The organism is Loktanella salsilacus (genome assembly GCF_024206795.1).
GTDB classification, from domain to species: Bacteria; Pseudomonadota; Alphaproteobacteria; order Rhodobacterales; family Rhodobacteraceae; genus Loktanella; species Loktanella salsilacus.
Genome location: NZ_CP072994.1, coordinates 1036392 through 1048657, shown reverse-complemented (window position 1 = coordinate 1048657; position 12266 = coordinate 1036392). Strand labels below are relative to the sequence as shown.

Below are 12266 nucleotides of genomic sequence, written 5' to 3'. Positions count from 1 at the left end.
TTACCAAACCCGGTATTCCACACAAAAAATGCCCTCGCCAATCTGTCGCAGTGGCGCGGGCGCAGCCGCGCTCCAACTTTGAAATCATGCCCCAATTCACCCCATCACGCGCCGCAGGGCTTGCCCGGTTTGACGATTTCGCACCCCGCGCCGCAGGGGATTACGCACGCACGCGCAATTTCGACACTGGCGGCCACACGAACGTCAGCAGCTTGTCGCCTTGGCTGCGCCACGGTCTGCTGACCGAGACAGAGGTGATCGCGGCCGCAGTGCGTCATCACGGCCCGGATTTGCCGGAAAAATTTGTCACAGAAGTCGCTTGGCGGCTTTATTTCAAAGGCTGGCTGGAACTGCGCCCCGGTATTTGGACCGCCTACAAGGCCGAACGACAGGCCGCGTGGAACGATGTGCAAACCCAAAGCGGCCTGCGCCAGCGGTGGGAGCAGGCCTGCACCGGGCAGACCGGCATCGCCTGTTTCGACCATTGGGCGGCAGAGCTGGCGCAGACGGGATATTTGCATAATCACGCGCGCATGTGGTTCGCCTCGATCTGGATTTTCACGCTGGGGCTACCGTGGACGCTGGGGGCAGATTTGTTTTTACGGCATCTGCTGGACGGCGACGCCGCGTCCAACACATTGTCGTGGCGCTAGGTTGGCGGGCTGCATACGCAGGGCAAAACCTATGTGGCGACGGCTGAAAATATTGCGCGCTACACCGATGGTCGGTTCAATCCGCGCGACCTAGCATAGGTCGCGCCGGCCTTGGACGGCCCGCCCTTGCCTGCCCCGCGCCCCTGCCCCGTGAGCGATCCGTTTGACCCCTCGCGCCGCAGCGGCCTGTTGCTGACAGACGAAACCCTATATCCTGATGCCCTGCTGGATCGCGGCCTTTTGCCGGCCACAACCGCCACTTTGCAGGCCAGCGCCGCGCGCTCTCATCTGCTGGTGTCTGACCGGGTCACGCAGTTTAGCCGCGCCGCGATTACCGATTGCACCACACGGCTGGCGGGGCGTTTGGGACCCGTTACCGCCTGCACAGACGCGCAAACGGTGGTGGATTGGGCCAGCGCCGCACAGCTGGAACAGGTGATTATGCACCACGTCCCCACTGGGCCAGCGGCAGATATGCTGGCCGGATTAAAAGAGGCGCTCGCCGCGCAGGGCATCGCCCTATCCCAGCAAATGCGCCCGATTGATCAACTGACATGGCCCAGCGCCACGGCCGGTTTCTTTAAATTCAAACGCGTTTTACCGGATATTTTGGCCCAGGCAAAAACCGAAAATATATCCTAAAATTTGCGGCAAATCTGCGGCTTTTTGCCAAACCCCGCCCTATTTGCGCCTTAATCCGACCGGTTTGCCTTAAAATGGCCCCGCCTGCCTTGCTAAGGCCACTTGAACGGCGAATTGCCGCCGCCCCATCCCGTTATTGCTACTGATCAGAAACGAGCGAATGCCCCCGTCTTAGGGCCTCCGCCCTAATATGATTGTGACGATGATGACTGATGGTGTTGTTTTAAATATTGGAACCGATAGCCGCCTGAACAACGGCGACGGGGCAACAGCATACAGCAACTTCACCATCGCGCAGACCTTGGGGACCGGTACGGTCCAGTACCGCACCACAACCAGCAATACACTCGTGACGGTATCCGGAACCTATTACGTCGATACCAACGGCAATGTGCAATTCGCGCCAAACACCCCGTTTCCGACGAACCTAGCCGCGGTCACGGTCGTCACCGCGCCCGACGTCGGAGTTTATTCCGGCACCAGCGGCAATGATACCGCACTGAACGGCACGACGGGCGCAGACGTCATTTATGGCGGCGCAGGGAACGACACGATTTCTGCCGGCAATGGCAATGATTTTGTCTACGGCGGCACTGGAAATGACACTATTTTTGGCGGCTCTGGTAACGACACGATCTATGGAGGCGCAGGGAACGATTCGATCAGCGGCGGCGACGGAAACGACGTGCTCTATGGCCGTATGGGCAATGACAACATTGATGCCGGTGCGGGCAACGACACTGTCTACGGCGGCTCTGGCACCGACACGATTGCCTTGGGTGAAGGCAACAACATAGGCTACGGCGGCGCGGGCGGCGATACGATCACGGCCGGCAGCGGAGCGGACACCATCTATGGCGGTTCAGGGCGTGACAGCATCAGCGCTGGCGCTGGCAACGACAGGATATATGGTGGCGACAGTAACGACACGATCGACGGCGGCGCGGGTGACGACACCATCTACGGCGAGGCAGGCAACGACAGCATTTTAGGTGGCGACGGCAACGATGCAATCTATGGCGACGATGTCGCCACGGCGACCGCCACGACAGAAACGCTGAGCTGGATTGGCCAAGGCGCGGCCGGCACCAATGTGCTGAACGGCTTTACGCAGGACACCGGCAATATTCACGTCTCTGTCTCGTTTCAGAACGACGGCGGTAATACCGCGATCGAGACATCAAGCACGACAACTTATGCAGGCACGACCGGCCTTGCCACCAACTCTTCGCTGTATCTGACGGGCGACGCTGGTCCCAACGTGACGGCCACAATCGACTTTTCCGCAGACCCCGCCAGTGGTGTGTCCGACTCTGTGTCGAACGTGCAGTTTGTGATCAACGACATCGACACAGGCGGCTGGCAAGACGTTGTAACCGTGCTGGCCTTTGACGCCAACGGCAACGCTGTCCCGGTCACATTTACCCCCTACGGCAACGATACGGTGTCTGGCAGCACGATCACCGCAGGGTCCACCAGCGACAGCGCAAATACAGCGGATGGCGCAGTTGGCGTCACGATTGCAGGCCCCGTTGCCAGCATTCAGATCGTCTATTCCAACGCCGGCACTGTTGGGCAAGCGCTGTGGATCAGCGACATGCGCTACACCTCGATCGTGCCGACGGCGGGCGACGATACCATCGACGGCGGCACCGGCGACGACCTGATCTTTGGCGGCGGCGGCAATGACAGCATCTCTGGCGGCTTGGGCGTCGACACGCTTTATGGCGACGATGGCAACGACATCCTGAACGGCGCTGACGGCAACGATTTTCTGTATGGCGGCAACGGCAACGACACCCTGAACGGCGGTGAAGGCAACGACGCGCTTGATGGCGGCGCTGGCAACGACACACTGAACGGTGGCAACGGCGCGGACACACTGACGGGCGGTCTTGGCAATGATGTGCTGAACGGCGATGCGGGCAACGACACGCTTTATGGCGGTGACGGCACCGACAGCCTGTATGGCGGCGACGCAGAGGACATCTTGTTCGGCGGCCTTGGCAATGATTACCTAGACGGCGGCCTTGGCGAAGACAGCCTCAGCGGCGACGCAGGCGACGACACGTTGTTTGGCGGCGCTGGCAATGACACCCTGTCCGGCGGCCTTGGTAACGATGTGCTGAACGGCGATCCGGGCAACGATACGCTGTTCGGCGATGATGGCACAGACCGCCTGTTTGGCGGCGACGGCAATGACACGCTTTATGGCGGCGAAGGTAACGATTACCTCGACGGCGGTGCGGGCAACGATATCCTGAACGGCGACGCAGGCGACGACTCCCTGCTGGGCGGCGCGGGCAACGATACCCTGTCCGGCGGCATCGGCAACGACGTGATGAACGGCGACGACGGCAACGACACGCTCTACGGCGGTGAAGGCAACGACAGCCTGTATGGCGGCGTTGGCACCGATACGTTGTTCGGCGGCGCGGGCAATGATTACATCGAAGGCGGCGTTGAAAGCGACGTCCTGTTCGGCGACGCGGGCAACGACACGCTGCTGGGCGGCGCTGGCGATGACACGCTGTCCGGGGGCGCAGGCTCTGACACACTGGACGGCGGCACCGGCAGCGACGTGTTTAACGTGGCCGACGATCACAACCAGAACATCGTCATCGGCGGCGAAGACGTCGGCAACGGCGATATCGACACGCTGAACCTGACCAACGCAACCGCTACCAGTGGCGTCAATGTCACCTACACCGGGGCAGAGGCTGGCACCGCCACCTTTGGCACCACGGGCGCCACCGCGACCTTTTCCCAGATCGAGCGTGTGGTGACGACCGCCAACGCCGACACAGTGAACGCCAGCGCGGCCACCACCGGCATCAACGTCGACACCGGCGCGGGCAACGACAGCATCATCGGCGGCAGCGGCAACGACACGATCACCGCGGGCACCGGCGCTGACCGGGTCGAGGGCGGCGCAGGCAATGACACGATCAGCCTTGGCAACGACGGCGCAGCCGACGTGCTGGTGCTGCGCGACGGCTCTGGCCGCGACACCATCACTGCGATGGATACCGTCGTCGCCAATCCAGACGGCACCTACACGTCGATCGACAAGCTGGACGTCACCAACCTGCACGACGCCATCGGCGATCCGGTCAACACCCGCGACGTTATCGTCAGCGATGACGGCAACGGCAACGCGGTCCTGACCTTCCCCAATGGCGAAGCAGTCGTGCTGCAAGGCGTGTCCCCAACGGTTGCCGCGAACGAGCAGTTCTTGACCGCTATCGGTATCCCCATGTCCGACGGCACTGTCAGCGGCACCGCTGGCGATGACGTCATCGCCCCCGGCTACACAGACCGCGACGGCGACCGCGTGGATGGCAACGATGCGATCCTTGCAGGCGATGCAGCCAACGACGACCTGATCGAGGCTGGCGCAGGCAACGACTCGGTGCTGGCTGGCGAAGGGAATGACCGCGTCTATGGCGGCACCGGGAACGACACCCTGTCGGGCGGCGCGGGCAACGATACAATTTACGGCGAGGCCGGCAATGACACCCTGAACGGCGGCAGCGGCAATGACGTGCTGTATGGCGGCGCGGGCGACGACAGCTTTGTCATCAGCACGGGCGATGACGAAGTCACCGGCGGCGAAACCGGCGAGTCCGCAGGCGATCTGCTGGATGGATCGGGCCTGACCGCGAATACCACCGTGACCTTCACCGGGACCGAGGCAGGCGTTCTGAACAACGCCGATGGCACCACGAAATTCACCCAGATCGAACGTATTGCGACCGGCAGCGGCGATGACACCATCACCGCAGGCGCGGGCGATCAAACCATCGCCAGCGGCGCAGGCGCAGACGTCATCAACGCAGGCGCTGGCAACGACACCATCGACGTGGGCGCTGGCGACAACGCCGTCGATACGCTGATCCTGCAGGACGGCTTTGGCGACGACCTTGTGTCCGGCTTCGAAGCGCCGACCTCTGACGGGTTTGGCGGCTTTGTCGGCCACGACCAACTCGACGTCACCGCCCTGTTTGATGCAGGCGGCGATCCGGTCAACACGCGCGACGTCATCATCAGCGACGACGGCGCAGGGAATGCGGTCCTTAGCTTTCCAAACGGCGAAAGCCTGACCCTGCAAGGCATCAGCCCCGCAGATGCAAGTAACGAATTCTTTTTGAACGCGATGGGGATCCCGATGCCAGATGGTACAGTAAGCGGCACCGCTGGCGACGATATTATCGGCGCAGGCTATACAGATGGCGACGGCGATACAGTCGATAACAACGACGCGATTCTGCCAGATACCGCAGGCAATGACGACCTGATCGTCGCAGGCGCGGGCAATGACACTGTCTATGCAGGCGACGGCAACGACACCGTATCCGGCGACGCAGGCACCGACACGATCTATGGCGGCGCGGGCGACGACTTCATCGGGGGCGGCTCTGTCCTGGATAACGAGGTCTACACCGAAGGCGACGAGCTGTATGGCGGCGACGGCGACGACACCATCGAAACCGCCAATGGATCGACCACCGGCAGCACCGTTTATGGCGGCGACGGCTACGATAAGATTTACGATCTTGGCGGCGCAGGTTCGAACGACACCTTTGTCGGCGGCGGCGGCTGGGATGACATCTTTGGCGGATCGGGCGATGACACCTTTGTCGTGGCCGACGGGTGGAGCGATGACTTCATCTACGGCGGCGAAGACGGCGAAGTCACCGGCGACGTGCTGGACGCCAGCGCTGTCACGGCTGATCTGGTCCTTGACCTGTCCGGACCAGAGCGGGGCACGCTGACCGATACCGCCAGCTTTGCGGATGCCGATCCCGACAACAATAACATCGTCACCTTCGATCAGATCGAGAACTTCTTCCTCGGCTCTGGCAACGACACGGTCTTTGGCGGCGAAGGCGACGACGTTGTCGACCTTGGCGCGGGCGACGACGTGTTCAAACTGTTCGGCGGTTTCGGCAACGACACCGTCACCGGCGGCGAAGCGGGCGAGACGTCAGGCGACGTGCTGGATGCCAGCGCGCTGACCGAAAACCTGACCGTCACCCTGTCCGGCCCAGAGGCTGGCACCCTGACCGACGGCGTAAACTCCGCGACCTTTAGCGAAATTGAAACCGTCATCACCGGCAGCGGTGCGGACACCATCACCGGCAGCACCGGCGACGACACGATCCTAAGCGGCGCTGGCGCGGACCGTATTAACGCGGGCGCAGGCAACGACACGCTTGATCTGGGCCTTGATGATGGCGCGATCGACACCGTCGTCCTGCAAGACGGCAGCGGCAACGATATCGTCTCGGCGTTCGAAGCACCGATCACCAACCCTGACGGCAGTTTCACAGGCCGCGACCAGTTGGATGTCAGCGACCTGCACGACGCAGGCGGTGATCCGGTCAATGTCAACGACGTCGTCGTCAGCGATGACGGCAATGGCAATGCGCTGCTAAGCTTTCCGAACGGCGAAACCGTCCTGCTGTCAGGCGTGTCCCCCACTGACGCCGCCAACCCGTTCTACCTGAACGCTATTGGCATCCCGATGTCCGACGGCACCGTCACCGGCACCGCTGGCGACGACCTGATCGACAACACCTATATCGGCGACACCGACGGTGACCGCGTTGACGCCAACGACGCCATCCTGTCCGGCGACACCGGCAACGACGACCTGATCATCGCAGGCGACGGCAATGACACTGTCATCGCAGGCAATGGCGACGACGAAGTCTATGGCGGCAACGGCAATGACACGCTGGACGGCGGCGCTGGCAATGACACGCTGTATGGCGAGGTTGGTCACGACGTGCTGGCTGGCGGCGCGGGCGACGATACGCTGTATGGCGGCGACGATGATGACATCATCGACGGCGGCTCGGGTGCTGACACCATCTATGGCGGCGCTGGCAATGACACGGTCACCTTTGGCCGCGGCGACGTCGCTTACGGTGACGAACCCGCTGCCAGCACGGGGGGCGACGACACCTTTGTCCTGACCACCGATCCCGACGGCGATCCGGCTAACATCTATATCGACGGCGGCGCGAACGGCACCGTGGGCGATACGTTGCAGCTGGGTACGGGCGCGGATCTGTCCACGCTGATCTATTCGAACGAGGCGAAAACATCTGGCACAGTGCAGCTTGACGACGGCAGCCTGCTGACCTTCGACAATATCGAAAACATCATCTGCTTCACCCCCGGCACGCTGATCGCCACCCCAATGGGCGCGCGCGATATCGCGACCCTGCAGGTTGGTGATCTGGTGATGACCCGCGACCACGGGCTTCAGCCGATCCGCTGGATCCAGTCGCGCACCGTGTCTGCGCAGGGCCGCTTTGCCCCCGTGCGCATCCGCCCCGGTGTCATCATCGGGCAAGAGCGTGACTTGATCGTGTCGCCTCAACACCGGATGCTGTTCCAAGGCTACCGCGCAGAGCTGCTGTTTGGCGAAACCGAAGTCTTGGTCCCCGCCAAGCATCTGGTGGACAACTTGGCCGTCACCCGCGACGAGGGCCACGAGGTCACCTATATTCACATGATGTTTGACCAGCACGAAATCGTCTTTGCAGAGGGTGCGGCCACCGAAAGCTTCCACCCTGGATCGCTGGGCATGGACGCCATCCATGACGCCGCCCGTGAAGAGCTGTTTGCAATTTTCCCGCAATTACGCTCTGACGTGACACAGTATGGCGATACTGCCCGGCGCTGCCTGAAACGGCACGAGGCAGAGCTGCTGCGGGTGTAACGCCCGCAGGCAAATGTGCGCCCCGTCAGTCTGCTTGATGACGGTGCGGCGCGTATCCCGCCCGGTGTGCCTGCCAGCACACCGGGCGTTTGGATTCTGTAGCCAAGTAAGCGTTTGGAATCAGGCGGATTTGCGCATTGGCGCGCGCTTGCCAGCGGCATGCGCGGCAGCGGCTTGGCCGAACGCCTCGAACAGGGGACGCGACACCATATCAAGGCCAGCCTGATATTCGGGATGCCACTGCACGCCCAGCGCAAAGCCGGGCGCGTCGGCAATATGGATCGCCTCTGGTGTCGAATCAGGGGCGGTGCCATCGATCACGACACGGGGTCCCGCGACCTTGATCCCCTGCCCGTGCAGCGAATTTGTCATCACCTCGCGCTTGCCCATCAGGCGGTGAAACACGCCGCCATCGGTAAAGGTGATGGTGTGACGCATGGCAAACTTTTCCTCGATCGTTCCGTCAGGCGGCATGCGGTGATTATCCCGCCCCGGCAGATCGCGAATTTCGGGATACAAAGAACCGCCAAAGGCGACGTTGATTTCCTGAAAGCCCCGGCAGATGCCAAGGATCGGCACAGCCGCCGCGACGCAAGCGCGGATCAGCGGCAGGGCTACGCGGTCGCGGCCTCTGTCGAAATCACCATGGGCTGGGGTTGCGTCTTCGCCGTACTCTTCGGGATGCACATTGGGCCGCCCGCCCGGAAAGATGAAACCATCGCAGGCACATAGCAGATCGTTAATATCAACCATGTCGGGGTCAGCAGGCACAATCAGCGGCAGCGCATCGCAAACCTCGCGCACGGCTTGCATGTTCATATCACCTGCCGCCTGGACCAAATAGCTGTCGTTGATCAGGTGAGAGTTGCCAATGATACCAATAACGGGACGGGACAAGATGTAGGCTCCTGTAAGGAATACACGGCTTACCTAGCCGCTTGCCCCCAGATTGCATAGGTCAGTGTCTGCACAGCAACCCCTGCGTCAGGGCACCGGCAGCAAAAACGCTGCCGATACCGATTTTATGCGCCCAAAGCGTAAGCGCCTGCTTAATTCAGCAGCAGTTTACGCCTCACCGGTCAGGCCAGCGGCCTCTAGCCCAGCCAAAGCGGCCACGACGTCGTTGTCAGAGGTGTCGCCGGTCACGCCAACAGCGCCGATCACAACGCCGTCTGCCTTGACCAACACGCCGCCTGGCACTGGCACGACCTGCCCGCCATACACGCCGTTCACTGCGGCCATGAAATACGGCTGCGCCTCGGCGCGGGCCATCTGTGCGCTGCCGGGCATGCCCAGCATGACTGCGCCGTAGGCTTTGCCATGCGCGATACCATAGCGGCCTGGTGCAGCGCCATCGGCACGCTCGAACGCTTTGACGTGGCCGCCAGCGTCCAGAATGACGACGGACAACGGCTTAAATCCTTTGTCTGCGCCGGTTTTCATCGCGACTTCGATAATCGTGCGGGCCTGTGCGGCGGTGATCTGTGTCATAGTCAATTCCTTTTATGCGTTAGCTTTGGCGACAAGACGCCAGTCGTGAAGCATGGGTTCGGTATAGCCAGATGGCTGCGTGCGGCCTTCAAACACCAGATCGCAAGCGGCCTTGAATGCGGGGCCAGAAAACGCGGGTGCCATTGGCGTATACGCGGCGTCGCCCTTGTTCTGATCGTCCACGACAGCGGCCATTTTCTTCATGACCTCCATCATGCGGCCCTCGGTCATCACACCGTGCAGCAGCCAGTTCGCCAGCGCCTGCGCGGAAATCCGGCAGGTGGCGCGGTCTTCCATCAGCTGGACGTTGTGGATGTCTGGCACCTTGGAACAGCCAACGCCCTGATCGACCCAGCGCACAACATAGCCCAGAATACCCTGCGCGTTGTTTTCCAGTTCTGCGGTGATCTGGTCCTCGGACCAGTTCTGACCATTGGCAACGGGGATCGTCAGCAAGTCTTCCAGCGTGCCGCGGGGCCCGCCTGCTTTCAGCTCTTCTTGGCGCGCGAGCACGTCAATCTGGTGATAGTGGCTGGCATGCAGCGTGGCCGCGGTCGGCGATGGCACCCAAGCACAGTTCGCGCCGGCGTTCGGGTGGTTGGTCTTTTCGACCAGCATCCGTTCCATCAGGTCCGGCATGGCCCACATGCCTTTGCCGATCTGCGCGCGGCCCTGCAATCCGCAGGCCAGACCGATATCGACGTTGCGATCCTCGTAGGACTTGATCCAAGGCGCGTTCTTCATCTCGCCTTTGGGGATCATCGGGCCCGCTTCGATGCTGGTGTGAATCTCGTCGCCGGTCCGGTCAAGGAAGCCTGTGTTGATAAAGGCCACGCGGTGCTTGGCCGCGCGGATACATTCTTTCAGGTTCACCGATGTGCGGCGTTCCTCGTCCATGATGCCCAGCTTGACGGTGTTTTCCGGCAGGTTCAGCACCCGTTCGACAGCGGTAAAGATGTCGTCGGCAAAGGCGACTTCTTCGGGGCCGTGCATCTTGGGCTTCACCACATAGACCGACCCGGCCACGGAATTGCGGATGCCAGAGGTCTTCTGCAAATCGTGCATCGCGATCATCACGGTGAACATCGCATCCATCAAGCCTTCGCCGACCTCACGCCCGTCGCTGTCCAGAACGGCGGGGTTCGTCATCAAGTGACCCACGTTGCGAATCAACATCAGCGACCGGCCCTTGACCGTCAGGTCATGGCCTTCGGACGTGGTAAAGGTACGGTCGCCGTGCAGGGCGCGGGTAAATGTCTTGTCACCCTTGCTGACCTCTTCGGTCAGGTCGCCGCGCATCAGGCCGAGCCAGTTGGCATAGGCCAGCACCTTATCGTCCGCGTCGACGGCGGCGACGGAATCTTCGCAATCCATGATCGCGGACAGCGCGGATTCAAAGCGGATATCGCTGATCCCGGCCTTGTCCTGCGCACCGATTTGCGACTTCGGATCTACTTCAATTTCGATCAGCAAACCATTGACGCGCAACAAAACTGTCAGCGCATCGCCGTGCCCGATCGAGCCTGCGAACTGGCCCTGATCCTCTAGCTGCGGCGACAACATGCCGTCGGTCACGTTCAGGCTGTCGATATCGGCCCAAGAGCCATCGGCCAGCGGCGCGACCTTATCCAGATGCGCACGGCCCCAAGCAATCGCGCGGGCACCGCGCTCTGCATTGTAACCCTTGCCCTGTGGCAGATCGCCCAGCGCATCGGTGCCATACAGCGCGTCATACAGGCTGCCCCAGCGGGCGTTCGCCGCGTTCAGCGCAAAACGGGCGTTCATGATCGGCACAACCAACTGCGGGCCGGGCAGATCGGCGATCTCGGGATCGACCGACGTTGTCTCAATCGCGAAATCGGGGCCTTCGGGCACCAGATAGCCGATGTCTGACAGGAAGGCGCGGTAAGCTGCGGCATCAAACGTCTGGCCGCGGTGTTCAACATGCCAGGCATCAATCTTGGCCTGAAGCTCTTCACGCTGGGCCAGCAGATCGCGGCCGCGCGGGCCCATCGTGTTCACCAAATCGGCAAACCCAGTCCAAAACGCATCGGCGTCCACACCCGTACCGGGCAGCGCTTGCGTTTCGATGAAATCCACCAGTACCGGCGCGACTTGCAGCCCAGCTTTATTGATCCGTCCAGTCATCACACGATCCTCCGTTCGATTTGCATATTTGCTAGAGGATTGCGGACGCTCTGTCCAGATGTGGTAAAAAATCCTGACCAATTTAGCATGTCGCTACGCTAAGCGGTCGAGGATTTCCCCCGCGCCGCCCGGCATTTGTCAGAGCAATAGCGCACCTCGTCCCAGACCTTGGCCCAAGATTTGCGCCAAGTGAAGGGTCTGCCGCAGACCGCGCAGGTCTTAACCGGCAGATCTGCCTTTTTGCGCATCCGCGCCATGATTGCCGTCCTTGCCGTTTAGTTGCTTGCCGGCGCGGTTTCGACCTGCGGCTCGGCTGGCACTTCTGCGCCCGTGCGGCCGTCGATCTGCGTGTCCGCGCCTTCGGGCGACGTGCCGTTGCTGATCGTCCAGATCATCAAGCCCACCAGCAGCAGCAATGCAAAGACGACGACGCCCGCCATGCCGCGCATCGGGCCGCGATGTTTCTTTTCCTGCTTATCCAGATCAGTATTCGGTGCCGACATCGTAATCTCCATTCGTTAACGCAAGGCCAGTGGTTGCAGCCGCTTTGCCAACTTCATAACGTCCCGCCAAAGCGGACAGTTCCGCCTCCGAAAAGG

General features: G+C 61.7%; 8 protein-coding genes. 3 read left to right on the top strand and 5 right to left on the bottom strand.

The features are described from left to right. The first annotated feature begins 86 nt into the window (after positions 1–86). From KBW81_RS05245 to KBW81_RS05235, 3 genes are all read left to right on the top strand, one after another. Positions 87–653, top strand: coding sequence for an FAD-binding domain-containing protein (locus KBW81_RS05245; protein WP_254248578.1), 567 nt, complete (start codon positions 87–89; stop codon positions 651–653). 111 nt (positions 654–764) lie between these two features. Continuing rightward, positions 765–1295, top strand: coding sequence for a hypothetical protein (locus tag KBW81_RS05240; protein ID WP_254248577.1), 531 nt, complete (start codon positions 765–767; stop codon positions 1293–1295). A 202-nt stretch (positions 1296–1497) separates the two neighbouring features. Continuing rightward, positions 1498–8028 carry a Hint domain-containing protein gene (locus KBW81_RS05235; protein WP_254248576.1) on the top strand — a complete coding sequence of 2177 codons (6531 nt, stop codon included), beginning with the start codon at positions 1498–1500 and terminating at the stop codon, positions 8026–8028. Between the two features lie 120 nt (positions 8029–8148). Here KBW81_RS05235 and KBW81_RS05230 read toward each other — a convergent pair whose 3' ends face one another. From KBW81_RS05230 to KBW81_RS05210, 5 genes are all read right to left on the bottom strand, one after another. Then, the gene (locus tag KBW81_RS05230) at positions 8149–8925 is read right to left on the bottom strand and encodes a gamma-glutamyl-gamma-aminobutyrate hydrolase family protein (protein WP_090184326.1); all 777 of its coding nucleotides are present in this window, start codon (positions 8923–8925) and stop codon (positions 8149–8151) included. A 168-nt stretch (positions 8926–9093) separates the two neighbouring features. Next, a complete protein-coding gene (locus KBW81_RS05225) occupies positions 9094–9519 on the bottom strand; it encodes a GlcG/HbpS family heme-binding protein (protein WP_254248575.1) in 426 nt (141 codons plus the stop codon). Positions 9520–9531: 12 nt separating this feature from the next. Then, complete coding sequence (locus tag KBW81_RS05220) at positions 9532–11667, bottom strand: malate synthase G (RefSeq protein ID WP_254248574.1); 2136 nt, start codon at positions 11665–11667, stop codon at positions 9532–9534. Positions 11668–11765: 98 nt separating this feature from the next. After that, positions 11766–11924, bottom strand: a complete 159-nt coding sequence (locus KBW81_RS05215; protein WP_090184335.1) for a DUF2256 domain-containing protein — start codon at positions 11922–11924, stop codon at positions 11766–11768. A gap of 18 nt (positions 11925–11942) precedes the next feature. After that, a complete protein-coding gene (locus KBW81_RS05210; protein WP_254248573.1) occupies positions 11943–12170 on the bottom strand; it encodes a hypothetical protein in 228 nt (75 codons plus the stop codon). Positions 12171–12266: the final 96 nt, after the last annotated feature.